The organism is Dactylosporangium thailandense, from assembly GCF_059739745.1.
In genome coordinates this window covers 6,637,833-6,662,347 of record NZ_AP029195.1, presented here as the reverse complement: position 1 = coordinate 6,662,347, position 24,515 = coordinate 6,637,833, and the positions used below count along the sequence as shown (strand labels likewise).

Below are 24,515 nucleotides of genomic sequence, written 5' to 3'. Positions count from 1 at the left end.
AGTTTCTGCCATTGACGACCTAAGAGGACGACGGATCGTGACGACTGTGACCGAGAGACTCCCGTACCAGGACGCATCACTGCCGGTCGCGGAGCGGGTCGAGGATCTGGTCGGGCGCATGACCCTCGCCGAGAAGGTCGGGCAGATGCTGCAGCTGGACGCGCGGCTCGACCTCGCCGAGGCGGTGCTGACCAAGACGACGGGCTCGCTGCTGCACGCCTCGCCCGCGCGCATCCGCGAGTCGATGGCGATGGTCGCCGCGACCCGGCTGCGCATCCCGCTGCTGATGGCCGACGACTGCATCCACGGCCACGCGTTCTGGCCGGGCGCGACGGTCTTCCCGACCCAGCTGGGCATGGCCTGCAGCTGGGACCCGGCGCTGATCGAGCGCTCGGCGCGGGTGACAGCGGCCGAGATCTCCACGACCGGCGTGCACTGGACCTTCTCGCCGGTGCTGTGCGTCGCCCGCGACCTGCGCTGGGGCCGGGTGGACGAGACGTTCGGCGAGGACCCGTTCCTGATCGGGGAGCTCGGGGCGGCCATGATCAGCGGGTACCAGGGCGGCGGTCTCGGCGACACGACCGCGGTCCTCGCGACGGCCAAGCACTTCGCCGGCTACTCCGAGACCCAGGGCGGCCGCGACGCCAGCGAGGCCGACCTCACCCCGCGCAAGCTGCGCTCCTGGTTCCTCCCGCCGTTCCAGCGGGCGGTCGAGGCGGGCTGCGCCGTGTTCATGCTCGGCTACCAGTCGATCGACGGCGTGCCCGTCACCGCCAACCGCTGGCTGCTCGACGGCGTGCTGAAGACCGAGTGGGGCTTCCCCGGCACCCTCGTCACCGACTGGGACAACGTCGGGCGGATGGTGTGGGAGCAGAAGGTCTGCGCCGACGACGTGGAGGCCGCCGTCATCGCGGTCGAGTCCGGCAACGACCTCATCATGACCACGCCCGAGTTCTTCGAGGCGGCGCAGACGGCGGTCGCGCAGGGGCGCCTGGCCGAGGCGAAGATCGACGATGCCGTACGCCGCATCCTGCGCCTGAAGTTCGAGCTGGGCCTGTTCGAGGACCCCCGCGGCGCCGACGCCGAGCGCCAGGCCGCGGTCATCGGCTCGGCCCCGCACACCGCGCTCAACCTCGAGGTCGCCCGCCGATCGCTGGTGCTGCTGCGCAACGACGGCACCCTGCCGCTGGCCGGGCCGGTGCGCCGCATCGCGCTCGTCGGGCCCAACGCCGATGACCCGCACGCCCAGCTCGGCGACTGGGCCGGCGCCTCCGGCCAGGTCGACTGGATGCCGGACGGGCACCCGCGCGAGACCGTCATCACCGTGCGCGACGGCCTGCGGGCCGCGCTCCCGGACGGCTGGGAGCTCGCCTACTGCGAGGGCGCCCAGATCGGCAGCCTCGAGCCCGACCCCGAGGGCACCCACTTCCCCGACGGCCAGCCGCGCCCGCCCCTGTTCCGGGCGGCCCCGGCCGACCCGGCCGCGATCGCCGAGGCCGTGGCCCTGGCCGAGGCCAGCGACGTCGTCGTGGCCGTGCTCGGCGACAACGTGGCCCTGACCGGCGAGGGCAAGTCGACCGCGACCCTGGACCTGCAGGGCGGCCAGTCCGCGCTGCTCGACGCGCTCGTGGCCACCGGCAAGCCCGTCATCGTGGTGCTCGTGCAGGGCAAGCCCTCGACGCTGCCCGCCTCGGCCGAGCGCGCCGCCGCCGTCATCGCCGCCTTCAACCCGGGCATGCAGGGCGGCCGGGCCATCGCCGAGCTGCTCCTCGGCGAGATCGAGCCGAGCGGCCGCCTCCCGATCTCCTTCGCGCGCCACGCCGGGCAGCTTCCGGTGTACTACAACCAGCTCCGCGGCCAGCACGGCAACCGCTACGCCGACCTGACCCAGGAGCCCCTCTTCGCGTTCGGCGAGGGCCTGTCCTACTCGACGGTCGCCTACTCGGACCTGCGCATCGCCGACGCGGTCGTTCCGGCCGACGGCGTCATCCGCGCGAGCGTCACGATCGCGAACACCGGCACGCGCCCGTCGCTGGAGACGGTCCAGGTGTACGTGAGCGACCTCGTCACGAGCGTCACGTGGGCCGAGCGCGAGCTGAAGGCCTTCACCCAGGTGACGGTCGCCCCGGGCGCGACGGAGACGGTGGAGCTGGAGCTCCCGGCGTCGTCCTGCTCCCTGGTCACGGCCGACGGCCGCCGGGTCGTCGAGCCCGGGCGCTTCGAGCTCCAGGTGGGCCGCAGCTCCAAGCCCGCGGACCTCCTGCGCGCCCCCTTCGAGATCCGCTAGCCCGCCGGACGCTCCCCGGCCGCGGCCGTCACGGCGGGCAATGCGTGCGCCGGGAACGATTCCGCGGCCGGGGTAGTGTCGGCGGGTGCCCGAGGAACCGCTGGGATTCGTGCTCGCCGCCGTCGGCAGCGCGGCGTCGTCGGCGTTCGAGGCCGCGCTGGCCGGGACCGGCCCGCACCCGCGCCACTTCGCGGTGCTGCGCGGCCTGCGCGACGCCGAGGCGCAGTGGCAGCAGCAGCTCGCGCACGACCTCGGCATCCCGGCCAGCCGGGTCGTCGGGGCTGCTCGACGACCTGGTGCGCCGCGGCTACGTGTCGCGCCGCGAGTCGCCGACCGACCGCCGGGTCAAGCTCGTCGCCCTGCTCGACGAGGGCCGGGCGCGCTGGGCCGGCTGACCGCCCTTGCCGGGCGCTCCCAGGACCGGCTCACCGCCGGCCTGACCGATGCCGAGCAGGCCGAACTGCGGCGCCTGCTCGGCATCGTGCACCGCAACGCCGCCGCGGAGCCCGAGGGCGTCCGCGGCGTCCGGTGAGCCGCGGCTAGGACAGCGGCTCCAGCCCGGTCCAGGTCTCGGCGGTGGTGGTGACCACGAGCTGGACCGCCGTCGGCGCTCCAGCCGACCCCGCCGGTGCCGGGATCGCCGCCGGAGAGCGTGGCCCAGAGGACGCCGCCGGCCTGCTGGTACCGGCCGATGAAGCGCCCCGGCGGACGGCCGGTCAGCCGGTACACGGTGCCGTGCCGGGGTCGAAGGCGATCGGCCCCCGTCACTTCCGGACTAGACTCATGACTCGTGATCTTCCGCCCGGCCGTGCGCGCCGATCTGCCGGCGATCGTCGCACTGCTCGCCGACGACGTGCTCGGGCGCGACCGGGACCGGGCCGTGGTGGACGACGCCTACGAGCGGGCGTTCGCGGCCATCGACGCCGACCCGCGCAACGAGGAGATCGTCGCCGAGGACGGCGGCGAGATCGTGGCGTGCCTGCAGGTGACCTACGTTCCGGGGCTGGGCCGGCACGGCATGCAGCGCGCGCTGGTCGAGTCCGTGCGTGTGCGCCCGGATCTCCGCGGGCGCGGCGTGGGCGCGGCCCTGATGACGTGGGTCGTCGACCGCGCCCGGGCCCGCGGCTGCGGCCTCGTGCAGCTGACGACGGACAAGGCGCGCGCCGACGCCCACCGCTTCTACGAGCGGCTCGGCTTCGTCGCCTCCCACGAGGGCATGAAGCTGCACCTCACGAGCTGAGCCGCGGCCCCGCCGGGCCGAAGGCCACTAGGCCGCGGTGATGCGCGCGAGGCGCTGCGGGGTGGGCCAGCGCACGTCCCAGGCCCAGCCGAGCCTCTCGAACAGCCAGATGGTGCGGGCCGAGATGTCGATCTGGCCGCGCAGCACCCCGTGGCGGGCGGAGGTCGGGTCGGCGTGGTGCAGGTTGTGCCAGGACTCGCCCATGCTCAGAATCGCCAGCGGCCAGAAGTTGGCCGAGCGGTCGCGGGCCGCGAACGGGCGCTCGCCGATCATGTGGCAGACCGAGTTCACCGACCAGGTCACGTGATGCAGGGCCGTGACGCGCACGAGTCCGGCCCAGAAGAACGCGGTCACCGCGCCCTGCCAGGACCACGAGATCAGGCCGCCGAGCACGGCCGGGGCCGCGAGCGTGACGATCGTCAGCGGGCCGAAGAGCCGGTGCACGAGCCGGATGTCGCGGTCCGCGAGCAGGTCGGGGGCGAAGCGCTCCTGGTTGGTGAGGTCGCGCTCGAGCACCCAGCCGAGGTGGGCGTGCCAGAAGCCGCGGGCGAGCGCGACCGGCGAGGTGCCGAAGAGCCAGGGGGAGTGCGGGTCGCCCTCCCGGTCGGCGAACGCGTGGTGGCGGCGGTGGTCGGCGACCCAGTGCAGGATCGGCCCCTGGACCGCCATGCTGCCGACCACCGCGAGGCCGATGCGCAGCGCGCGCTTGGCCTTGAAGGCGCCGTGGGTGAAGTACCGATGGAAGCCCACCGTCGCCCCGAGGCACGTCACGACGTAGAAGGCCGCGGCGAGGATCACGTCCAGCCACGCCAGCCCCCAGCCCCACGCGATCGGGACCGCCGCGAGCAGCGCGAGGAACGGGATGATGACGAACGCGTAGACCGCGACGTGCGCCGGAATCGGGCGCTTGCGGCCGAGGAGGGGCTTCACCGCCGTGGTCATGGCCGCGACCATAGACCGCCGTCATGGCTGGCATCCCGCGGCAACAATGCCGGGCCGCGGCGGCGACGTTACAGGTAGACGTCCAGCCGGCCGGAGAACAGCGACGTCGTCTGCAGCCGCTGCTGCTGGATGGCGTCGAAGTTGGCCCGCGCCTCCTCCGCCCGCTGCCGGAGCTGGTCCTCGAGCGCCTGCTGCTGCTGGATGCGCTGCTGGTCGTCGAGGCGCTGCTGCTCCACCGTCCGCTGGTCGGCGAGGCGCTGGTCGGCCAGGCGCTGCTGCTGCAGCTGGTACTGCTGGTCATCGGCCTGCTGCACGTCGCGCGTGCGCTGGTCCTGCTGCCGGACGAGCTGCTGGCGGTCGGCGGCCTGCAGGTCGTCGGCCCGCTGCTGCTGCAGCCGCTGGTCGTCGAGGCGCTGCTGCTGCAGCCGCTCCTGCTGGAGCCGGTCCTGCTGCAGGTTCTGCTGCATGTCCCGCGAGGTCGGCGTGCCGGTCGCATTGGCCGTGGCGGCGCTCGTCGCGGTCGCCGTGGTCAGCGTGGTCGGTGTGGCCGGCGCAATCGGTGTGATCGACATGGCAACCTCATTACTCCTTGCAAGATCCTGATAACTCAAAGTTACCACGAACGGGTGACGTCAAACGCCCCGCTCGGCCAGCCCGGCGAGGTTCAGCAGCTGCCGGCGCATCATCACCAGGTCGCCGGCGCACAGCAGCGGGCGGGTGGCGCGCTCCAGGGGGCCGCGCGGGCTCGGGAGGTACAGCTTCCCGATGAGGCGGGACCGCCCGGGCCCCAGCTCCCGGACCAGGTAGCTGATGACGATGTCGCCGAACAGCGCCCGGGCCGGCCGGGTCGCCATGCGGAAGGTGAGCTGCTCGCCGGGGACGAAGGCGATCAGGTCGAAGATCGTCATCCAGCGCTGGCCGGCCGCCAGTTCGTCCACGCCGGGCACGAGCTCGCGGGGGCTGGGGCGGCCGCCGTTGTCGATCCAGTCATAGCTGTACGGCGCCACGCGCAGCTGGCACAGCCAGCGAAACGTCACGGACGCGGGCGCGTGCACGTCCACGGCGCGGAACCAGGCCTCGCGCCCGGGCGCGAGCTCGTCGCCGGCGTAGGCGAGGGCGGTCTCGCCGGGGCGGGTACCCCACACTTTTAGAGACATGTCTCTAAAATTAGCACCGCCGTCTCCTCCGCGAGGTCCTCGGCCCGGGCCGGGATCTCGTGCCCGGCGCGCAGGTGCCGGCGGACCAGGGCCGCCGGCAGGTCGGTGAGCGCGAGCACCACCTTGTCGAAGTCGCCGCCGAGGGCGCGCATCGCGGTCACGGCCCGCCCGTTCATCGCGTCGAGGGCGGCGCGCTCCTCGTCGCTCCAGTGCTCGCGGTCGAAGTCGTCGGCGCGGTACAGCAGGACCGCCGCCTGGTCGGGATGCTCCCGGCACCAGGCCACCACGTGCCGGGCCGCGCGGGCCGGGCGGCCCTCGGCCAGGGCCGCGAAGAACCCGGCCTGGAACCGCTCGACGGTGCGCAGCCACAGCGCGGCGGCCAGCGCGGGGCGCCCGGCGAAGCGGTGGTACACCGACCCGCTCGGCCCGCCCGCCTCCCGCGCCACGGCCGCGACCGTGAGCGCCTTGGGCCCGCCGGTCCCGACCAGTCGCACGGCCGCGTCCAGGAGGCTGTCGGCGTCGTGCCGAGCGGGTCGTCCCATGGTCCCCAACCTACTGACTAGGCTTGACGAAGACCGTGCAGAGACGCCGGTCACGTTCCGGAATCGTTGCTGCCCGCCTCGGTTGGCTCGTAATGTCACGGCGGCAGTCCGACGGAGAGGCACACCCCATGTCCAGCGAGACGGTCCTGCAGGAATCCGACAACCGGCACGCCCCGCCGGCCACGGTGGTGATCTTCGGCGCGTCCGGCGACCTCACCCGGCGCAAGCTGATCCCGGCGATCGAGAGCCTGGCCCGGCACAACCGGCTGACCGAACGGTTCGCGGTCGTGGGCGTGGCCCGCACGCCGATGGACGACCAGCAGTTCATCCACAACGTGCTCGGCGACCGCGGGGTGTCGGGCATGCCGCAGCTGGCCGGCGCGGTGCGGTACATCGCCGGCGGCTACGACGACCCGGAGACCTACAAGAACCTCAGCGCCCTGCTCGACGAGCTCGACGAGCAGCGCGGCACGGGCGGCAACCGCATCTTCTACCTCTCCACCCCGGCCGAGGCGTTCCCGCTGGTCATCAACGGCCTGGCCGGCGCCGGGCTGAACCAGGCCCCGGAGGGCTCCTTCGCCCGCCTGGTCATCGAGAAGCCCTACGGCCACGACGAGCGCAGCGCGAAGGCCCTCGACCAGACGGTGCACGCGTCCTTCGACGAGTCGCAGGTCTTCCGCATCGACCACTACCTGGGCAAGGACACCGTCCAGAACGTGCTCGCGCTGCGCTTCGCCAACTCCATCTTCCAGCCCATCTGGAACCGCACCTGGGTCGACCACGTGCAGATCACCGTGGCCGAGACGCTCGGCGTCGGCACCCGCGGCTCCTTCTACGAGCACGCCGGCGCGGTGCGCGACATCCTGCAGAACCACGTGCTGCAGGTGCTGGCCCTGGCCCTCATGGAGCCGCCGGCGTCGTTCGCGGCCGAGGCGGTGCGCAACGAGAAGGTGAAGCTGCTGCAGGCGATCCGCCTGCCCCGCGGCCGGGACATCGACGACATCGCGGTCCGCGGGCAGTACACCCGCGGCGGCACCCGCGAGGAGCTCATGCCCGGCTACCGCGAGGAGCCCGGCGTCGACCCGCTCTCGCGCACCGAGACCTACGCCGCCCTGCGACTGGACGTGGACAACTGGCGCTGGGCCGGCGTCCCGTTCTACGTACGCACGGGAAAGCGGTTGCCCAGCCGCGTGACCGAGGTCGCCCTGCAGTTCCAGCGCCCGCCGCACCTGCCGATCCCCGACTCGCAGCTCACCGAGCTGCAGCCCGACGCGCTGATCCTGCGCATCCAGCCCGACGAGGGCATCGCCCTGCGCTTCGGCGCCAAGGTGCCGGGCCACTCGTTCCGGGTCCGCTCGGCCAGCATGGACTTCTCCTATGACAAGACCTTCCGGGAGGAGTCCCCGGAGGCGTACGAGCGGCTGCTCCTCGACGCCCTGATCGGCGACACCACGCTGTTCATCCGCTCCGACGAGGTCGAGCAGTGCTGGCGGATCGTCGACCCGATCATCGAGCGCTGGGCCCAGGACACCAGCCCGATCCCGACCTACGAGGCCGCGTCCTGGGGCCCGACCGACGCGAACCGCCTGATCGAGCGCAGCGGGCGCGCCTGGCGCAACACCGTCGCCTGACGACGACTCCCTCCGCAGAAGGCCCGGGCGACGCTTCGCCCGGGCCTTCGCGTATGCACCGTCAGCGTTCTTCGAGCCCGAACGCCTTGGGATTCTCATCGAACTCTCATCCCGCCGGGTGAGGGTGTGGCGGTGAGCGGTGCCCAGGCACGAATCCTCGTCGTCGACGACCAGCCCAACATCGTCGACACTGCTGGCCACCGTGCTGCGCTTCCACGGGTTCGCGGTCGCCACGGCCGGCACCGCGGCCGACGCGCTGCGCCTGGCCGAGCGGGAACGGCCCGACGTCGTCGTGCTCGACGTCATGCTGCCCGACGGCGACGGCCCGCCCCTGATCGCCACCCGGCGCGGCTTCGGCTACGTGCTTTCCGAGGAGGCGGCGTGAGCGGTACGGAACGAAGCGGAGTGGCCGCGAACCGGCAATGCGGGTGGGTATCGCGTCGGTGCCGGAGCGAGTTGGAGGCGGCGGCGTGAGGCGGCAGCTGCTGCCGGGCATGCTCGCGGTCACCGCAGTCGTGCTGCCCACCGCCGGGACCGCCGCGGTGCTCGCCCTGCGCGGCTACCTCCTGGACCGCCTCGACGCCCAGCTCGCCCTGGCCGCCCACCTAGCCCCCTCGCGCATCGAGCAGGCCGGCGTCAACGTACGCGCGCTCATCACCCCGACCGAGTACGTCATCGAACTGCGCCGCACGGACGGCACGACCACGCACTTCGGCGCCGCGACCGGCATCCCCGGATACGTACTGCTCGACCACGCCCCGCCCGCCCCCGCCGGCGGCGGCGTGTCCAAGCCGGTCGACCTCGCCGCCAACACCTACCGCGCCGTGGTCACCCGCACCACCGACGGCTCGACCGTCCTCGTGGCGCTGCCCCTGGGCCCGATGCACGACACCGTCCGCCGCCTGGCCCTCGTCGAGATCGGTACCGGCGCCGCGCCGAGGACGAGGCTCGCCGCATGGCCGCTCTGGTCCCGCTCCTGCGCGCCGTGTCCGACCTGCTCGCCGCCGTCCCCGGCCGCCCCGCGACGCTGGACCTGCCGCCGTCGTGCTCCGACGCGCCCGCATTCGGCCCCGGCGGCTCCGGTGGCCCCGGCGCGCTAGGCGGTCCCGGCGTGCCCGCATTCGGTCCAGGCGGTCCCGGCGGTCCTGGCAGCGCTGGCGGCGCCGGCAGTCCCGCGGCGCCGGACGTGCCGCCGCCGTGCTCCGACGCATCCGCCGTCGGGCCCGGCGTTCCCCGCGGCGCCGCACGTGCCGCCGCCGTGCTCCGACGCATCCGCCGTCGGGCCGGGTGTTCCCGCGGCGCCGCACGTGCCGCCGTCGTGCCAGGTCGTCGGCGACGAGGACGCGGTGCGCCAGGTACTCGCCAACCTCCTCGGCAACGTCCGCGCGCACACCCCGCCGGGCACCCCGGTCACGGTCGCGCTGTCGTGCGCGGGCGGGACGGCGGAGGTGAGCGTGCGCGACGAGGGCCCCGGCATGGAGCCCGACCTGGCCGAGCGCGCCTTCGACCGCTTCGCCCGCGGCCCGGCCGTGCGTGCGGGCGGCGGCAGCGGCCTGGGGCTGTCCATCGTGGCCGAGATCGTCCGGGCCGGCGGGGGCAGTGTGTCCCTGACCTCGGCGCCGGGCGAGGGCACCACGGTCCGCTTCACGATCCCCACCGCCCCGACTGCCCGCACCGCCGCCATCGCCCGCACCGCCACCACCGCGACCGCGACCGCCGCGACCATCGCCACCGCTGGCACCGCCGCGACCGCGACCGCCGCGACCGCCGCCACTGCTGGCACCGCCGCGACCGCCCGCACCGCCCCCACCGCCGCGACCGCCCACACCTCCGGCACCGCCGCCACCGCGCGCCGCGAACGCACCGCCGACGCTCGCCGTGGCCGACACGTGGACCCGTAATGCCTGCAAATCGCATATATCACCCGTCAGGCGAAAAGTCCGATATGTCGTGGCGCGGAGCGCCCGACATATCGTCAGCACCCGAACGACTAGGAGCGCGGTGAAGCGGCTCGGCACCTGGTGCGCCACGCACCCCAGAACCATCCTGGCGGCCTGGCTGCTCGTCGTCGCCGCCCTGGTCACCGGCGTCGCCCTTGCGGCCGCCCGACCGACAACGACGTCACCCTCCCCGGCAGGGACGCCCAGACCGCCCGGGACCTCGTCGGCGCCGGGAACACGCTCGCCGAAGCCCACCAGCTCGTCCTGTGGACCCGCCGGCCGCGGGGCCCTCGGACGCGCGCCTGGCCGAGCTGGGCGACGCCGTCGCCGCGGTGCCGGGCGTCGCCGGTGCCTCCCCGGTGCGGATCTCCGGCGGCGGCGGGGTCGCCGCGCTGCGCGTCACCCCGTCCACCGCGCCGGGCGACCCCGCGACCGCCGGCCTGGTGCGCCGGATTCGGGCCCTGCGGGTGGCCGGGGCGCCGGTGCACGTGGCCACGAAGGCGGACCTCGCCGAGCGCAGCGCGGGCCGGCTGCCGGTGGTCATCGGGCTCGTCGTCGCACTCTCGGCGGTGCTGCTCCTGCTGGCCTTCCGCGCTCCCGTGGTCGCGCTCAAGGCCGCGGTCATGAACCTCGTGTCGATCGGCGCCGCGTACGGCGCACTCACCGCGGTCTTCGCGTGGGGCTGGGGCGTGCGGCTGACCGGGCTCGACGGGCCGCTGCCGATCGAGAGCTAGGTGCCGACGATGCTCTTCGCCCTGCTCTTCGGGCTGTCGATGGACTACGAGGTGTTCCTGCTGACGGCGGTACGCCAGGAATGGCAGCGAACCGGCGACAACACGGCGGCGGTGCGGGCCGGCCTCGCCCGCACCGGCCGGGTCATCACGTCCGCCGCCTGCATCATGGTGGTCGTGTTCGCGAGCTTCACGGCCAACGCCGACCCGATCATCAAGATGTTCGGGCTCGGCATGGCGGTCGCGATCGCCGTGGACGCCACCGTGGTCCGGGGCCTGCTCGTCCCGGCCACGATGGCGCTGCTGGGGCCGGCCAACTGGTGGCGCCCACGGCGGCGGGGAACTACTTCGACGCCGCCTCCAGCCGCGGCAGCAGCTGCATTGCCGTCCGGCGGGCGACGGACAGGTTAGCCTGGTCGCTCGACTCCGAGGAGACGTACACGTCCACGTCCCGCCCGTCCTGCCACACGTAGAGGTGCCCGGCGAGGGAGTACGCGGTGGTGCCGACGCCGATCACCGGCTGGGCCTGCTTGTTGCGGACGTCGAAGTTCTCCCGCGTCTCCAGGCTCACGGTGACCGTGAGCTGGCCCTGGGAGAGCTGCCACTGGCAGTAGCGGCTGGTGGTGCTGGAGCCGCCGTCGTCGGTCATGAGGGTCACCGACTCGCCGGTCAGCGTCTGCACCTCGGCCTTGGACATGAGCTTGCAGATGTCGGGCACCGCGCCGGCCTCCTTGGTGCCGGTCGACGGCTTGGCCGAGCCGCTCGCCTTCGCCGAGGGCTTCGCGGAGGCCGAGGCCGGGGCGGAGGCGACGGCCGCGGCCGACGCCGGGGTGGACGGCTTGGCGGTGGCGGTGCCGGCGTCCTGCTGGCAGCCGGCGAGCCCCAGCGCCCCGAGGGCGGCCGCGGCCAGAACGATGATGCGACGAGTCACGGTGCGCTCCTCAGATCGGTTTGGTACGACCAAAGGTGCGCGATCGCCGCCCCGCCGCACGCACGTATGGTGCGACCTGGCACGTTTTCGTGACCCGGTCAGTCCCACCGGGTCGCGTTGGCCTCCGACAGGGTGCCCGGAGCGTCCAGCACCACGCAGAACGGCAGCCCGGCCGGGTCCCGCATCACCTGCCAGTTCCCGGCCCGCTCGACCCGCGTGGCGCCGAGCGCCTCGAGCCGGGCGACCTCCGCGTCGAGGTCGTCGGTGTGGAAGTCGAGGTGTATCCGGGCCTCGCCGTCGCCGAGCCGCTGGGCGAGCAGCAGCATGTCGTGGTTCGGCAGCCGGGCGCCGTTGAACTCGGGGTATTTGCCGACGACCGGCATCTCGGCCCCGGCCGCGCCGGACCAGAACGCCACGGTGGCGTCGTGGTCGTGCGCGGGCACGTCGACGCAGATCGCGTAGAGCCTACTGAAGTGAGCCACGCCCAGCAGTATGCTCGCGCGATGTCGACCTTCATGGCGGTGGCCGCGGTGGACCTCCCGCGCGCCGCGGACCCCGCCGGGTTCGTGGACGCGCTGAAGCTCCCGCAGGAGCCGGTGCCGTACTGGATCCGCCCGCAGGGCTCGGCGCACACGCGCGTGTCGCTCTACGCGGACGGGGGCAACACCTGGCTCGCCGAGGCCATCGCGGACGCCCCGGACTGGGAGCGGGCGATCATCGCGCTGGACCACGACGAGTACGGCGGCGAGCATTTAATCCTGTCCAGAGTGGACGGTGTGGTGTCCCGGGTCCAGCACGTGTTCCTGCACTGGGACGGCGAACCGGGTCCCGATTTCGACGAGGTCGCGCTGCCTCGGCTGCTCCCGGCGCCGACCGCCGACGGCATGCTGAACACGCCCGCGTCCTGGGCCGCGGTGGCCGCCCTCTACGGTGCCGACCCCGCGGCCGTCGAGCGGGCCGGGCGCGCCGCCGCCGAGGCCCACGAGGAGCTCGGCACCATCTTCACGCCGTTCGAGGGGTTCTGGGACGCCGTCGGCGCCGAGTACCCGCTCGAGCTCGACGGCGAGATCGACGGGATCATCCTTCCCTGACCGGCGACGCTTCGGCGCTCAGCGCTCTCTGACCGGCGACGCCTTGGCGGTCAGCGCTCCGTGACCAGCGACGCCTTGGCGGTTAGCGCTCTTTGACCAGCGACGCCTCGGCGATGAGCGCGACCAGGCGGTCGAGCACGCCCGGGGCAAGGTGGTGCGACATGCCCGCGATCTCCACGTGCCGCGCGCCCGGGATCGCCGTCGCCGTGGCGCGCCCGCCGCTCGGGTGCACCATGCGGTCCACGTCGCCGTGGATGACGAGGGTCGGGGCCGTGATCGTGCGCAGGGCGGCGGTACGGTCGCCCGAGGCCTGGATGGCGCCGATCTGCCGCGCGACCCCCGCCGCGCGGGCCGGTCCGCCGCCCCGGTCCCACACCCCGGCCGCCCAGGCACGCTCCTGCGCATCGTCGTACGGGAACGTCCGCGACCCGATGTGATCCAGCATCTCTAGGTGCCGTCCCACCCACTCCTCGCGGGTGCGGGCGGCGCGGCGGGCCATGCGCAGCAGCGTCGAGCGGGCCGGCTGCCCGATGCCCCGCGCGCCGGTGGTCGAGAAGATCGACGTGAGGCTGGCGACGCGGTCCGGATGGGTCGCGGCCAGCGCCTGCCCGATCATCCCGCCCATCGACATGCCGACCACGTGGGCCCGCTCGATCCCGAGGTACCCGAGCAGCCCGGCGGCGTCGCCGGCCATGTCCTCGAGGCGGTACGCGCCGGGCAGCGGCCGCGCGACGAGCTGGCGCAGCTTGCCCGGCGGGCGGGCGTCGACGCGGGTCGAGCGCCCGGCGTCACGGTTGTCGAAGCGGACCACCCGGAAGCCGCGCGCGGTCAGGCCGTCGAGCAGCGGGCGGGGCCACGAGGTCAGGTCGAGGCCCAGGCCGGCGATGAGCAGGAGCGGTGCGCCCTGCGGGTCCCCCTCGGCGCGGTAGCACACCCGCACGCCGCCCGGCAGGTCGCAGAACTCGTCGTCGATCACACCCGGCAGTCTCGCGCGTTTTCCTGCCCGGCCCAAGATGCCGTACGGGTCCGTACGAGGGGTGAATTCGAACGTGTGTTCGAGTATCGTGGGGGGAGGTTCGGTCGTTGCCTCAACAGGGTGGGGGTGGTGGCGATGACGTCGGACGATGACCAGGGCTGGGCGGTGCGCCTCGATTGGCCGGTCGCGCGCCGGGGCGGTGTGCGGCACGAGTTCACACAGTTCACACCGAGCCTGCGGCGGGCTCTGCGCCGGGCGGTCGGCACCAGGCGCTACTGGGCCACGGGCCCGGTGCGCCCGCTGGCGGTGACGGTGGTGCCGATCGGCCGGGCGGAGTTTGACGCGCACGGCCGCGAATGCGCCTCGCTCACGTGCCCGACCATGGCCCCGCTCCTGGGAATGGCCGCCGTGGCCCCGGCCCCGTTGCCGTGACCGTGGCCGCCGTGGCTCCGGCGCCGTGACCGTGACCGTGACCGCCGTGGCTCCGCGCCATGACCGCCGTGGCTCCGGCTCCGTTGTCGTGACCGCCGCGCGCGACGGCTCATCGCGGCGGGTTGCGTCCGGCGGCGGCGATCGGGTCCGTTGTCGTGGGTGGCCGCCCATTGGCCGGCGCCTTTGGGTGCCTCCTGCCGCCCAATCGACCTTTGCGCCCCACGCGTGAACGGTTCGCGATGTGTCGTTTGCTTCTGGACCGCTCTGTCGTGGGACTGGCTTTCCGTGATTCGGTTTGAACCGTGTCGACTTCTTCGGTCGGCATCAGTGCGAATCTCCGGGATGGCGGGTGGCGTTCTCGGTGCCCGGAGAATGGGGTGAAGAATCGGCGTTCCGGATGTGCGCCATTTGACATTATGCTGTTCGGGGCGGTGATTCGCGCTCGGTCCTGGGATAATGGAGAGTATGGGGCAGCTACAATTGTTTACCAAGGACGAATTGGCTGCCATGCGTGACCGGACCAGGTCGCGTCGTTATTCTCCGGCGAATGAGCAGTTCCGTCGGGAACATGCTCGGCATCGAGTTTGGGGTCTGGCTCAACGGCACGCCGAAAAGCTGCGCCGCGCACACGCTGACACCCCGCCTTCCGTCGGCGAACGCCCGGACGGATTGGGCTCGGACGGATTGCCGCCATCGCCATCGCCATCGCCATCGCCATCGCCATCGCCATCGCCGTCGCCGTCGCCGTCGCCGTCGCCGTCGCCGTCGCCATCGCCATCGCCATCGCCTGAGCGGGTTGAACGGGTTGAACGGGTTGAACATCCTGCGGGTGGCAGCGTGGCGCACGCCGGTGACCCCACGCAGGGCGAGCCCGGTCGGACCGCGCAGCCTGGCCCCACGCCGAAGCGTCGCGACACCCGCGCGCCAATGGCGCTCCGGCCCGCTGGTGCCGTAACACGCGCAACAGCGACCCGCACTACGGGGCCGGCGCCGCGCCCGCGTCGCCGCCCGGCAAGACCGCCCGCGACATCAGCCGACGGCAATCCGCACGGGCCGCCAGTGGCCCGCGCGACCTGGTGCCGAGTACACCGCCGGGCTCATTGCCGCGCTTCGCGCGAGTCCGGGCAGGCACGGACGGGCTACCACACTCCTGGACACGGCACCGGAAGCACACTCCTGGACATGGAACCGGAAGCGAGACGTCGAGCGTACGTCGGAGCCGCGGGGGCTTCGGTAGGTTTGGCTGGTGAGCGTCGAGGATGCGAGCGCCAGGCTGCGGCGGTTCCTGCCGGTCAACGTCACCTACGTGCGGCAGGCCGATGGGTACGAGGTGTTCACGTCCTCGGGCGTGCGGTTCACGATCGGGGCCGGGCAGAGCGAGGACGGGCTGGAGCTGGCTCGGGCGGCCGTGCGTGAGCGCCTCGGTGAGACGCCGGTCGGGGCGGAATACGTCGACCCCGGCCTCGATCTCGTCGAGTGGCGGGGGCTGTGGTTCGAGCCGTATGCCGACCGGTACGGGCTCGACGATCCGACGCCCGCGCAGCGGGAGCGGCTGGAGGCGTGCGCCGAGGCGTATCGCGGCGGGTCGGCAACGGTCGACGTGTCGGCCAACGTCGTGCGGGTGGTGCCGGCCACGCGGGAGCAGCTCGAGGTGGCGCGGGCGGTGCCGGTTCCCGACGGGTTCGTGCGGGTGGCCAAGGAGCTGACCGGCCTGGACGACGCGGTGGGGGTCATCCATCTCGTGCTCAAGGAGCGCTGGGAGCTCGATCGCCCGGACTGAGGCGTCGGCGGGGTCGTTTCGTGCTCGAGGGGCGCTGGGAGCTCGATCGCCCGACTGAGGCGCCCGCGGGCGGCTCGGTTGTTGGCGCTTCGGCTGCTCCGTGCCGGTCAGCGTGCGGTACGCCCGGAAGTATCCGAGCAGGGCCGCGGCCGATCGTCAGGCCGGCCAGGCCCAGTGCCGCGACGATGACGGCGGCGCGGCGCTGCCCGGGTCCAGGTCACCGATCCGGCGCGCGGTCAGCCCCGTGAGCGCGCCGGGGTTCGGCGCGGGGTGGGGTCGTGCGGCGGGTAGCAGAGCGTGACGGCGATGTCCGGCAGGCCCAGATCGCCGCGCACGACCTCGATGAACTGCTCGGCGGCGTGCTCGGCCGGCGACCGGGCGACCCGCCAGTCGTCCCAGGTGTAGCGCTTGAGCCGTGCGACGCTCGCGAGCTTGTTGACCTCCAGGTCGACCTCGTGGGCCGCGGTGGCGACGGCCGGCGAGCCGTGGAACCACACGGCGACCACGGACTGGTTGAAGTCGACGCCCAGATCGAGTGCGCGCGCCAGCGCCTCGTGCGACTCCGGCGTGTCCGGCTCCAGCAGCGCGAGGGCCCGGTACGCCTCGCGGGAGGCGTAGTACGCCCGGATGAACTGCTCGTAGACGCGTATCCGCTGGTCGCGCTGCCAGCGGCGCCCCTCGACGCGGCCGTCCCAGAAACGGCCGACGATGAGGCCGAGCAGGGCGGTGGCGGCGGCGATGATCGCAGACTGCATGACGAGCCTCCTCTGCCGGAACCACAGTGTCGCAACGAGCCGCAACGGCCGCCGGCAGGCCGGTCAGGGGCGGGCGGCCTGCACGACCCAGGAGTCGCGGCGCGGGTGGTGCTCCAGCGCGATCCGGCCCGTCGCCCACAGCAGGGCCCGGCCCGCGTCCGGGTCCACCGACGGCGGGACGGAGGGGAACAGCCGGGCCAGTACCGCCGCCGCCAGGTGCGGGGGAGGGCTCCAGCTCAGGCCGAGGCCCTGGGCGATGTCCCACGTGTGCACGAGGATCTCGTTCACGCCCATCGCCGCGAAGGCCGTCCGGTCCGCCGGGCCCCAGTGCCAGGCGGTCGCGTCCGGGCCGGCCGCGTCGAGCTCCAGGGTGAGCAGGCGGGCGCACGAGGCGATGATCCGCAGGACCGTCCGCGGGTCGGTGCCGGGGTGGACGACGAGGTCCAGGGGGAGGTAGGCGGCCTCGGCGCGGGCCGCGAGCTGGGTCGCGTACGCGGTCAGGTCGTGCGCGATGTGCTCGGCCGTGGCCAGGCACGTCCACTCCACCACGCCCGCCCGGGCCGACCAGGCCGCCGGGGTCGTGGCGGGTTCGCGTAGCAGGGTCAGGGACTCGTCGAGCGCGCGCCGGACATCTGCGCTGTCCATGAGGGCACGGTATCGGCGGCGGGCAGCGGGCGCACCTCGTCCGCGGTCAGCGGGATCGGGCCGCGGAACTGGCGGGCCACCGCCGTGAACCAGCCCAGGTGGATCTCGTCCCGGTCGGCCACGAACGCGGCGCGCAGCTCGTGCCAGCGCAGGCCGGGGTGGCGGTGGTGCACGTTGTGCAGGTTGAACGCGAGCACGAAGTACTCCAGGGCCCGCGGCAGGGCCAGGTTCATCGCGTCGAGCGGGCGCTCCAGGCGGGTGCGGTAGTGGTACGCGTTGTCGGCCAGGGACACGATCAGGGCCCGGGCGCCGACCGCGCTCCACAGCATCCAGCAGTGCCCGCCCCAGGCCAGGGACGAGCCGGTGTACGTCACGATGACCGCGATCGCCTCCACGCGGAACCTGCGCAGGCTGTCGCGGCGCGCGACGCGCTCGAAGAGCAGGCCGGTCACCGAGTCCAGGGAGTCGGTCCGGTGCACCAGCAGCCGCCAGCCCGGGCGCGGCAGGAGGACGAGCAGCACCGACAGGAGCTCGGCCACGTACAGGCCGCCGAGCAGCCTCGGGTAGTACGTCCGCGCCGCCGTCAACCACGAGGACTTCGCGGGGTCGTAGACCTCGGTGCGCTCGCGCTGGGTGCGGCTGTAGCGGTGATGCAGCAGGTGACCGGCCTTGAGCAGCGTGAACGGGCCTCCGTAGCCGACCGCGAGCAGACGGCCCAGGCGATCGTTCCACGCCCGGTTCCGCAGCAGCGTGCCGTGGATGGCCTCGTGGATGAGCGACCACAGCGGGATCGTGGTGAGCGCGATCGGTGCGAGCAGCCAGGCCCAGCGCGGGTCGAGCGGCAGGAGCACCAGGGGGAGCACGACGAGTTGCAGCAGCAGGGCGGCGAGCGCTGTCCCCACCAGCGCGATCGCCAGCACAGACTGACGGCGGACCATGTTCGCACGCTAACTCGGCCAAGGAAACGGCCGAGTGTCCGCCTCGCGAAGACTTGGGTGGCACCATGGCCGGGTGCTGTTGGAGATCATCGCCCTGGACGCCGCCGATGCCCGGGCCGCCCAGGACGGCGGGGCGGACCGCGTCGAGCTGGTCAGCGACATGGCCGCCGACGGGCTCAGCCCCGCCCCGGCGACGGTCGAGGCGGTGCGGGCCGCGGTGTCGATCCCGGTCCGGGTGATGCTGCGCACGACGCCGGGGTTCGCGGCCGACGTACCGTCGCTGCGAACCACCCTCCGGCAGTTGCGCGCGGCCGGGGCGGCCGAGTTCGTGCTCGGCTTCCTCGACGCCGGCGGCGCGGTGGACCGGGCGGCGCTCGAGGCGCTGCTGGACGGCTTCCCGTGGACGTTTCACCGGGCTATCGACCACGCCGCCGACCGGGCCGCGGCCTGGCGGGCGCTGGCCGGTCTGCCCGGCCTGACCTCGGTGCTGACGGCCGGTGGGCCGGGCGGGATGAACGCGGGGCTGCCCGGCCTCCTGGCGGACGCGCCGGTCCATCGGAGCCTGCTGCTGGCCGGGGGCGGCCTTCGGGAGTCGCACATACCCGCGCTTCGGCAAGCCGGAATCCGCGCGTTCCACTCGGGCACCGCGGTACGCCCCGGCGGCCGCTGGGCCGCCCCCGTCGCACCGCGACTCGTCGAACGGCTGCGTCAGGCGCTCGGCCCGGCGTAGGAGTCGCGAGGCGCGGCGGACCCGTGCCGAGCTCCGCCCGCCGGTGCCGTCCTGCCGGCCGCCGGGAGCTCGACACGGGTTCACCGGTCGCTCAGAGGGACCAGTTCTGGTTGGCGCCGCCGCCGCAGGTCCAGATCTGCAGCCGGGTGCCGTTGGCCGAGCTGGGGCCGGTCGCGTCCAGGCACTTGCCCGAGCCCACGTTGACCAGCGTCTGGCCCGTGCGCGTCCACTTCTGGGCGTTGGTGCCGTTGCAGTCGTACAGCTGCACCTTGGTCCCGTTCGCGGTGCCCGCCGCCGCCACGTCCATGCACTTGCCGAGCGCCCGCAGGGTGCCGTCCGAGGCGCGGGTCCACTTCTGGGCGGTCGTGCCGTTGCAGTCGTAGAGCTGCACCGCCGTACCGTTGGCGGAACTCGCACCGGCGACGTCCACGCACTTGCCGCCGTAGCCGACGATCTGCCCCGCGGTGCCCGTCGGGCCCGTGGTCGGCGTCGTCGGGCCGCCGGTCGGCGAGGTGCCGAGCCACGCGTTCGCGGCCGAGGAGCCGGTGCTGTCGATCGCGGTGTTGCTCTCCACGGGGCTGGGCACCGAGGACGGGAAGACGATGAACGTCACCGGGCCGGCGGTGCCGCCGGTGGCCGGGTTCGGGTCGATGCCGAGCGCGGTGGCCAGGGCGTAGGAGCCCTCGCCGATGATGTTGTCCGGGCCCTCGTCGGCGAAGACCGCGTACGCGACCTGGTTGTTGTAGACGACCGCGGCCACGGCCCCGGGCCGGATGCCGTTCGCGCCGTAGTCGAAGCGCGAGCTGGGCAGCGGGATCACGTAGTAGCGCGTGACGTCCGAGGTGAAGTACGAGCCGTTCGACGTGGTGAACGAGGTCTGGGCCTGGTACCACGGGTCGGTCGAGGCGTTGCAGTGCGACGTGCCGATGCCGTCGCAGTCGATGTCCATGTCGGCGGTCCAGAAGTAGGCCGAGCCGCTTTTGCAGATCGCGACGGTGGCCGCACCGCCGTCGTCGGTTGCGTACTTGCCGTTGGACACCTGGTTGCAGGTCTGGGTGCGGGCCAGCAGCTGGCTCGCGGTCGGGCCGGCGGCGAGCGCGGCCTTGTTCGTCTGGGCGAGGGCGTACGCGGTCGTCGCGGTGAACGAGAGCACGACGGCCGCGAGGGCGATGAGGGGCAGGCGGTACCGCTTCACGAGCAGGCTCCTAGGAAGACTGACGGGTCTCCCAACGGCACGTTGCGGACGTGTTGGTGAGCCGAAGGTTGCGGATAGGAAACCTTATTGACAGATATGTGTCAATAGTTGCTCGGGTGGCAGGAGCGCCCGCGCCGCGTCCAGGTCACCGGCCCGGACCAGCTCGTGGACCCGGTGCGCCAGGCCGGTGACGTCGGTGATCGAGACCGTCCACTCGTCGGCGTACCGCCGCACCGCCTCGCCGCTCAGCCCGAGCTGCAGCGACCGGGTGCCCGGGACCGCCCGCAGGTGCAGGTCGCGCTCCGGGTCCCACTGCACCCGCACCGGGCTGGCCTTGAGCTGCCGCTTCCAGGACGCCGCGCTCTCGTGCACGTCAGGGTCGTAGTGGCTCAGCACCGCCTGCTCCAACGCCCACGCGAAACCGTCGCGCCGGATCTCGACCGCGAGGACGTGCTCCTGGCCTTCCTTGCCGGCCCAGCCGCTGCGGTACATCATCCAGAGGAACGACGGCTTGATCCACGTCATGCGATCGCGCCGGAACGGTCCCGTGAACCGCCCGGCGGCGACGGCGGCCGACGCGATCGCGGCGTTGTACGCCTGGTAGACGGTGATCGTCGTCGCGGTGTGGACCGCCCGGATCTGCCGCGTCGGGGTCACTGTCCGGCTTCCCGGGCGGCGATGGCGGCCTGGATGCGGCGCAGCGTGCGCAGGGCCTTCTTCGCCGCGGCCCGCACCTCGCCGTCGAACACCGTCGTGCCCCGGTCCTCGGCCTGCAACCGCTGCAGGGTCGCCGCGACCCGCTCGTCGCCGGTGGAGCCCAGCGCCACCGCGGCCCAGTAGCGGCGGTTCGGGTCCGGGTCGTCCGCGGCCGCGATCAGCCGCGGGACGACCTCCGGCGCGAAGGCGGCCAGGGCGCTGGCGATGTGGCCGATCCGCGGGAAGCGGCGGTGCTCGAACTCGTGCCACAGCGCGTCGAGGGCCTCCGGGCCGCCGATGTCCGCGAGCGCCTCCGCGGCCCGCAGCCGCACCCAGTCGACGCCGTCGCCGAGCAGCGGGCGCAGCGCGGGCACGACGGACGCGTCGCCGAGCCGGCCCAGGGCCCGCAGCGCCTCCTCCACGACCTTCCACTGCGGGTGGTCGAGCAGGCCGACCAGCGCCGGCACGGCCTCCCGCACCCCCATGGCCGCACAGCCCATCGCCGCCCAGGCCTGGCAGTTGTACCGGGTGTCGCCGAGCGCCGCGAGCAGCGGCTCCCGCAACTCGCCGGGCGGGGTGTGCGCGGCGATCACGTCGGCGTGGTTCATCGCCCGGGTGTACAGCGAGCGGTGGTAGTCGGCGTAGTCGCGCACGAGCGCCTGCAGCGCGGCGACCGCGGCCGGGTCGCCGAAGTCGTGCGCCCGCTCCAGGAGCCGGTAGAGGTGCTCCTCGCGGGTGTCGAGGTCGCCGTCGCGCAGGACATTCGCGGTCATTCGAGCGATACTAGGCCGTCCCGCCTCGTCGGCGAGCCGGTCGGCCTGCGGGCGCGGGCACTCCGGCATGCTGTGCGGTGTGGACAACACCCGCCCCTTCACCCTCTCGGACCTGCCGGCCGTCGCCGGCGACGTCGCCGCGCGCCTGATCGACGCCGGGTTCACCGAGGCACCGCACCTGCGCCAGGCCCTCGCGCTCGCCGAGGAGGCCGGCGAGTTCGTCGGCGCCGTCCGGCGGCACTACGGGATGGCCCGCCGCACCGGCTCCCGCGAGGACATCGAGGCCGAGCTCGCGGACGTGGTCATCACCGCCTTCGTGACCGCCCACACGATGGGCATCGACCTCGAGCGGGCGGTGGGGCAGAAGCTCGGCGTGGTGTACACCCGCGGCTGGCGGGAGGAGCGATGAGCTGGCTGGAGATCGTCGGCTGGGCGGGCTCGGCCCTGCTCGTGTGGTCCCTGCTGCAGCGGCGCCTGCTGCGGCTGCGGCTGTTCAACCTGGTCGGCTCGCTGGTCCTGATCGGCTACAACGCCGGGGTCCGCGTCTGGCCGATGGTCGGCCTGAACCTCACGCTCGCGATCATCAACGTCTGGCAGCTGTACTCCCTGCTGCGCACCCGCCACGACGAGCGCATCTACCAGGTGGTGCAGGTCGCCACCGACGACAACTTCCTGGCCCACGTGCTGCGCGTGCACTGGGCCGACATCGCCCGCTTCAACCCCGACTTCCGCTTCGACGACGACGGGCACCGCCTCGCCTTCCTCACCCTCAACGCCGACGAGATCGTCGGGGTCCTCATGCTCCGCCCGTCGCCGCAGGACCCGCAGGTCGCGCAGGTGGAGCTGGACTACGTGACGCGGCGGTACCGCGATCTGTCGCCGGGCGAGTTCGTCTTCCGGCAGAGCGGGCAGCTCACCGCGCACGGCTTCCGGCGCGTGCTCACCCCGCCCGGGATGGTCGCCCCGTACTACTCCCGCCTCGGGTTCGAGCGCACCGGTGACCGGTACGAGCTCGACCTGACCCGGAGTTTTGATTAGCTCTGCTAACGAGGTATATTTCGGGAGTGGATCGTGAAGGGCTGGCCGATGCGCTGGCGTCGCAGCTCAACGGCGTGCGCCGGGTGCTGCGCCGCCGCCTGCGGGCCGGCCTCGCGGTCCCCGCGCTGACCGGCAGCCAGGTCGAGCTGCTGCGGCTGGTCGAGTCCGCGCCGGGCACCGGCGTCTCGGCCGCGGCCGCGCAGCTCCACCTCGCCGGGAACTCGGTCAGCACCCTGGTCAACCACCTCACCGAGGCCGGGCTGCTGCGCCGCGAGCAGGACCCGGCCGACCGCCGCTCGGTGCGGCTCTTTCTCACCGACGCCGCGGCCGCCCGGCTCAACGCCTGGCGCGAGGCCCGGATCTCGCTGCTCGCCACGGCGCTGGACGACCTCGACGAGGACGAGCGGCTGGCCCTGACGGCGGCGGTGCCGGCCCTGAGCCGCCTGGCCTTCGTCCTCGCCGAGCAGGGGAGTGCCCATGAACCCGGCCGTTGAGATCGAGGGACTGCGGCACCGCTTCAAGGAGACCCTGGCCGTCGACGACCTCTCGCTGAGCGTCCAGCCGGCCGAGATCTTCGGGCTCCTCGGCCCGAACGGCGCCGGGAAGACGACCACGATCCGGGTGCTCACCACGCTGCTGCCCCCACAGGCCGGCCGCGCCGAGGTCTTCGGGCTCGACGTGCGCCGCAACCGGATGGCGGTGCGGCGGCTCATCGGCTACGTCCCGCAGGCGCTCTCGGCCGACGCCGGGCTCAGCGGGCGCGAGAACGTCGCCCTGTTCGCGCGGCTGTTCGACGTACCGCGAGCCGAGCGCCGGGCCCGCGCTGACGCCGCGATCGAGGCGATGGGCCTGGCCGAGGCCGCGGACCGCCCGGCCGGCACCTACTCCGGCGGCATGATCCGCCGCCTCGAGCTCGCCCAGGCCCTCGTCAGCGCGCCGCGGCTGCTCGTGCTCGACGAGCCCACGATCGGCCTCGACCCCGTCGCCCGGGCCGGCGTGTGGGAGCGCATCACCCAGGTGCGGGCCGAGACCGGCATGACCGTGCTCGTGACCACGCACTACATGGAGGAGGCCGAGGAGTTCTGCGACCGGGTCGCGCTCATGCACCGCGGCCGGATCCGGGCGCTCGGCTCGCCCGCGGAGCTGATCGCCTCCGCCGACGGGGACTCGCTGGACGACGTTTTCAGGCAGTACACCGGAGATGATCTGGACGCAGGGGGGTTCAGCGATGTCCGTGCGACTCGCCGCACCGCACGCCGTCTCGGCTGACGCCGGGCGCACGAACCCGGTGCGGGTCCTCGCGACCCGGATCGCCGCGATGTGCCTGGTCGAGCTGCAGAAGCTGCGCCGCGACCGCACCGAGGTGATCACCCGGGCCATCCAGCCCGCCCTGTGGCTGATCATCTTCGGCCAGACGTTCACCCACCTGCGCGCCATCCCCACGGGCGGGCTGCCGTACCTCGACTTCCTCGCCCCGGGCATCCTGGCCCAGTCGGCCCTGTTCGTGTCGATCTTCTACGGCATCCACATCATCTGGGAGCGCGACGCCGGCGTCCTGGCCAAGCTCATGGTGACCCCGACGCCGCGGGCCGCCCTGGTCACGGGCAAGGCGTTCGCGGCCGGCATCCGCGCGCTCGTCCAGGCTGTGGTGGTGCTCGTGCTGGCCGCGATCCTGGGCGTGTCCCTGACCGGCAACCCGCTGAAGCTCCTCGGCACCGCGGTGGTGCTGCTGCTCGGCTCGGCGTTCTTCTGCTGCCTGTCGATCACCCTGGCGGGCCTGGTCCTGAAGCGGGACCGGATGATGGGCATCGGCCAGGCGATCATGATGCCCCTGTTCTTCGCGTCCAACGCGCTCTACCCGGTCTCGGCGATGCCCGGCTGGCTGCGGGTGCTCAACCACGTGAACCCGCTCAGCTACGAGGTCGACGCGCTGCGGGGCCTGCTCATCGGCACCCCCGCCCGCCTCCTGCTGGACTTCGGCGTGCTGGTCGGCGCGGTGGCGGTCGCGGTGTTCGCGGCCTCGGCGATCCTCGGGCGCCTGACTCGTTGACATTTGCCCCCGTGT

Annotated in this window: 31 protein-coding genes; 18 read left to right on the top strand and 13 right to left on the bottom strand. The window is 73.3% G+C overall.

What is annotated here, in order from left to right:
• Positions 1 to 46 precede the first annotated feature (46 nt).
• The 3 genes from AC6JBM_RS29345 to AC6JBM_RS29335 all read left to right on the top strand — a co-directional run bounded on the left by AC6JBM_RS29345 (position 47) and on the right by AC6JBM_RS29335 (position 3,527).
• A complete protein-coding gene (locus AC6JBM_RS29345; protein WP_497977276.1) occupies positions 47 to 2,287 on the top strand; it encodes an exo-beta-d-1,3/1,6-glucosidase in 2,241 nt (746 codons plus the stop codon).
• 85 nt (positions 2,288 to 2,372) lie between these two features.
• Positions 2,373 to 2,819 (top strand): hypothetical protein, encoded by a 447-nt coding sequence (locus AC6JBM_RS29340; RefSeq protein WP_497977275.1) that lies wholly within the window; start codon positions 2,373 to 2,375, stop codon positions 2,817 to 2,819.
• A gap of 258 nt (positions 2,820 to 3,077) precedes the next feature.
• Entirely contained in the window at positions 3,078 to 3,527 is a 450-nt protein-coding gene (locus AC6JBM_RS29335; RefSeq protein ID WP_497977274.1) for a GNAT family N-acetyltransferase, read from the top strand.
• A gap of 27 nt (positions 3,528 to 3,554) precedes the next feature.
• Here the strand turns inward: AC6JBM_RS29335 and AC6JBM_RS29330 are convergent, their stop codons facing one another.
• The 4 genes from AC6JBM_RS29330 to AC6JBM_RS29315 form a co-directional block, all read right to left on the bottom strand.
• Entirely contained in the window at positions 3,555 to 4,469 is a 915-nt protein-coding gene (locus AC6JBM_RS29330; RefSeq protein ID WP_497977273.1) for an acyl-CoA desaturase, read from the bottom strand.
• A 68-nt stretch (positions 4,470 to 4,537) separates the two neighbouring features.
• A complete protein-coding gene (locus AC6JBM_RS29325) occupies positions 4,538 to 5,041 on the bottom strand; it encodes a hypothetical protein (RefSeq protein WP_497977272.1) in 504 nt (167 codons plus the stop codon).
• Between the two features lie 60 nt (positions 5,042 to 5,101).
• Positions 5,102 to 5,626 carry a hypothetical protein gene (locus AC6JBM_RS29320; RefSeq protein ID WP_497977271.1) on the bottom strand — a complete coding sequence of 175 codons (525 nt, stop codon included), beginning with the start codon at positions 5,624 to 5,626 and terminating at the stop codon, positions 5,102 to 5,104.
• Positions 5,617 to 6,168: a TetR/AcrR family transcriptional regulator gene (locus tag AC6JBM_RS29315; RefSeq protein ID WP_497977270.1), complete on the bottom strand. Its 552-nt coding sequence runs from the start codon at positions 6,166 to 6,168 to the stop codon at positions 5,617 to 5,619. The genes AC6JBM_RS29320 and AC6JBM_RS29315 overlap by 10 nt, the downstream gene beginning before the upstream one ends.
• A 128-nt stretch (positions 6,169 to 6,296) precedes the next feature.
• On the opposite strand from AC6JBM_RS29315, the gene zwf reads away from it, so the two are divergent.
• From zwf to AC6JBM_RS29285, 6 genes are all read left to right on the top strand, one after another.
• Complete coding sequence (zwf, locus tag AC6JBM_RS29310) at positions 6,297 to 7,799, top strand: glucose-6-phosphate dehydrogenase (RefSeq protein WP_433086576.1); 1,503 nt, start codon at positions 6,297 to 6,299, stop codon at positions 7,797 to 7,799.
• Between the two features lie 139 nt (positions 7,800 to 7,938).
• Positions 7,939 to 8,184, top strand: a complete 246-nt coding sequence (locus tag AC6JBM_RS29305) for a response regulator (RefSeq protein ID WP_497977269.1) — start codon at positions 7,939 to 7,941, stop codon at positions 8,182 to 8,184.
• Positions 8,185 to 8,269: 85 nt separating this feature from the next.
• Positions 8,270 to 8,899, top strand: coding sequence for a hypothetical protein (locus AC6JBM_RS29300; protein ID WP_497977268.1), 630 nt, complete (start codon positions 8,270 to 8,272; stop codon positions 8,897 to 8,899).
• A 207-nt stretch (positions 8,900 to 9,106) separates the two neighbouring features.
• Positions 9,107 to 9,700 carry a sensor histidine kinase gene (locus AC6JBM_RS29295; protein ID WP_497977267.1) on the top strand — a complete coding sequence of 198 codons (594 nt, stop codon included), beginning with the start codon at positions 9,107 to 9,109 and terminating at the stop codon, positions 9,698 to 9,700.
• 305 nt (positions 9,701 to 10,005) lie between these two features.
• A complete protein-coding gene (locus AC6JBM_RS29290; RefSeq protein ID WP_497977266.1) occupies positions 10,006 to 10,473 on the top strand; it encodes a hypothetical protein in 468 nt (155 codons plus the stop codon).
• Positions 10,474 to 10,482: 9 nt separating this feature from the next.
• Positions 10,483 to 10,881 (top strand): MMPL family transporter, encoded by a 399-nt coding sequence (locus AC6JBM_RS29285; RefSeq protein ID WP_497986547.1) that lies wholly within the window; start codon positions 10,483 to 10,485, stop codon positions 10,879 to 10,881.
• On the opposite strand, the gene AC6JBM_RS29280 is transcribed toward AC6JBM_RS29285, so the two are convergent.
• Positions 10,814 to 11,401 (bottom strand): hypothetical protein, encoded by a 588-nt coding sequence (locus tag AC6JBM_RS29280; RefSeq protein ID WP_497977265.1) that lies wholly within the window; start codon positions 11,399 to 11,401, stop codon positions 10,814 to 10,816. The genes AC6JBM_RS29285 and AC6JBM_RS29280 overlap by 68 nt on opposite strands.
• Positions 11,402 to 11,499: 98 nt before the next feature.
• Positions 11,500 to 11,883 carry a VOC family protein gene (locus tag AC6JBM_RS29275; RefSeq protein WP_497977264.1) on the bottom strand — a complete coding sequence of 128 codons (384 nt, stop codon included), beginning with the start codon at positions 11,881 to 11,883 and terminating at the stop codon, positions 11,500 to 11,502.
• Between the two features lie 21 nt (positions 11,884 to 11,904).
• On the opposite strand from AC6JBM_RS29275, the gene AC6JBM_RS29270 reads away from it, so the two are divergent.
• On the top strand, positions 11,905 to 12,492 hold the full coding sequence (locus AC6JBM_RS29270) for a hypothetical protein (RefSeq protein ID WP_497977263.1): 588 nt from the start codon (positions 11,905 to 11,907) through the stop codon (positions 12,490 to 12,492).
• Between the two features lie 82 nt (positions 12,493 to 12,574).
• Here the strand turns inward: AC6JBM_RS29270 and AC6JBM_RS29265 are convergent, their stop codons facing one another.
• Positions 12,575 to 13,468 (bottom strand): alpha/beta fold hydrolase, encoded by an 894-nt coding sequence (locus tag AC6JBM_RS29265; protein WP_497977262.1) that lies wholly within the window; start codon positions 13,466 to 13,468, stop codon positions 12,575 to 12,577.
• A gap of 135 nt (positions 13,469 to 13,603) precedes the next feature.
• Here AC6JBM_RS29265 and AC6JBM_RS29260 point away from each other — a divergent pair, with 135 nt between their 5' ends.
• Positions 13,604 to 13,900, top strand: coding sequence for a hypothetical protein (locus AC6JBM_RS29260; protein WP_497977261.1), 297 nt, complete (start codon positions 13,604 to 13,606; stop codon positions 13,898 to 13,900).
• Between the two features lie 1,246 nt (positions 13,901 to 15,146).
• Entirely contained in the window at positions 15,147 to 15,680 is a 534-nt protein-coding gene (locus AC6JBM_RS29255) for a hypothetical protein (protein WP_497977260.1), read from the top strand.
• A 236-nt stretch (positions 15,681 to 15,916) separates the two neighbouring features.
• On the opposite strand, the gene AC6JBM_RS29250 is transcribed toward AC6JBM_RS29255, so the two are convergent.
• The 3 genes from AC6JBM_RS29250 to AC6JBM_RS29240 form a co-directional block, all read right to left on the bottom strand.
• Positions 15,917 to 16,435 (bottom strand): hypothetical protein, encoded by a 519-nt coding sequence (locus AC6JBM_RS29250; RefSeq protein ID WP_497977259.1) that lies wholly within the window; start codon positions 16,433 to 16,435, stop codon positions 15,917 to 15,919.
• Positions 16,436 to 16,498: 63 nt separating this feature from the next.
• Positions 16,499 to 17,080, bottom strand: coding sequence for a DinB family protein (locus AC6JBM_RS29245; RefSeq protein WP_497977258.1), 582 nt, complete (start codon positions 17,078 to 17,080; stop codon positions 16,499 to 16,501).
• Positions 17,038 to 18,018 (bottom strand): fatty acid desaturase family protein, encoded by a 981-nt coding sequence (locus tag AC6JBM_RS29240; protein WP_497977257.1) that lies wholly within the window; start codon positions 18,016 to 18,018, stop codon positions 17,038 to 17,040. Before AC6JBM_RS29240 ends, AC6JBM_RS29245 begins: the two co-directional genes overlap by 43 nt.
• 73 nt (positions 18,019 to 18,091) lie before the next feature.
• On the opposite strand from AC6JBM_RS29240, the gene AC6JBM_RS29235 reads away from it, so the two are divergent.
• Positions 18,092 to 18,748 (top strand): copper homeostasis protein CutC, encoded by a 657-nt coding sequence (locus AC6JBM_RS29235; protein ID WP_497977256.1) that lies wholly within the window; start codon positions 18,092 to 18,094, stop codon positions 18,746 to 18,748.
• Between the two features lie 91 nt (positions 18,749 to 18,839).
• Here the strand turns inward: AC6JBM_RS29235 and AC6JBM_RS29230 are convergent, their stop codons facing one another.
• The 3 genes from AC6JBM_RS29230 to AC6JBM_RS29220 all read right to left on the bottom strand — a co-directional run bounded on the left by AC6JBM_RS29230 (position 18,840) and on the right by AC6JBM_RS29220 (position 21,412).
• Positions 18,840 to 19,943 (bottom strand): ricin-type beta-trefoil lectin domain protein, encoded by a 1,104-nt coding sequence (locus AC6JBM_RS29230; protein ID WP_350609719.1) that lies wholly within the window; start codon positions 19,941 to 19,943, stop codon positions 18,840 to 18,842.
• A gap of 84 nt (positions 19,944 to 20,027) precedes the next feature.
• Positions 20,028 to 20,600: a DUF4291 domain-containing protein gene (locus AC6JBM_RS29225; protein ID WP_497977255.1), complete on the bottom strand. Its 573-nt coding sequence runs from the start codon at positions 20,598 to 20,600 to the stop codon at positions 20,028 to 20,030.
• Positions 20,597 to 21,412 carry a HEAT repeat domain-containing protein gene (locus AC6JBM_RS29220; protein ID WP_497977254.1) on the bottom strand — a complete coding sequence of 272 codons (816 nt, stop codon included), beginning with the start codon at positions 21,410 to 21,412 and terminating at the stop codon, positions 20,597 to 20,599. Before AC6JBM_RS29220 ends, AC6JBM_RS29225 begins: the two co-directional genes overlap by 4 nt.
• Before the next feature lie 79 nt (positions 21,413 to 21,491).
• On the opposite strand from AC6JBM_RS29220, the gene AC6JBM_RS29215 reads away from it, so the two are divergent.
• From AC6JBM_RS29215 to AC6JBM_RS29195, 5 genes are read left to right on the top strand one after another with little or no spacing between them, the layout of a single operon-like run.
• Complete coding sequence (locus AC6JBM_RS29215; protein WP_497977253.1) at positions 21,492 to 21,821, top strand: MazG nucleotide pyrophosphohydrolase domain-containing protein; 330 nt, start codon at positions 21,492 to 21,494, stop codon at positions 21,819 to 21,821.
• Positions 21,818 to 22,450: a hypothetical protein gene (locus AC6JBM_RS29210; RefSeq protein WP_497977252.1), complete on the top strand. Its 633-nt coding sequence runs from the start codon at positions 21,818 to 21,820 to the stop codon at positions 22,448 to 22,450. The genes AC6JBM_RS29215 and AC6JBM_RS29210 overlap by 4 nt, the downstream gene beginning before the upstream one ends.
• A 26-nt stretch (positions 22,451 to 22,476) precedes the next feature.
• Entirely contained in the window at positions 22,477 to 22,944 is a 468-nt protein-coding gene (locus AC6JBM_RS29205; protein WP_497977251.1) for a MarR family winged helix-turn-helix transcriptional regulator, read from the top strand.
• A complete protein-coding gene (locus AC6JBM_RS29200) occupies positions 22,928 to 23,719 on the top strand; it encodes an ABC transporter ATP-binding protein (protein WP_350609731.1) in 792 nt (263 codons plus the stop codon). Before AC6JBM_RS29205 ends, AC6JBM_RS29200 begins: the two co-directional genes overlap by 17 nt.
• Positions 23,679 to 24,500 carry an ABC transporter permease gene (locus AC6JBM_RS29195; protein ID WP_497977250.1) on the top strand — a complete coding sequence of 274 codons (822 nt, stop codon included), beginning with the start codon at positions 23,679 to 23,681 and terminating at the stop codon, positions 24,498 to 24,500. Before AC6JBM_RS29200 ends, AC6JBM_RS29195 begins: the two co-directional genes overlap by 41 nt.
• The last annotated feature ends 15 nt before the right edge of the window (positions 24,501 to 24,515 follow it).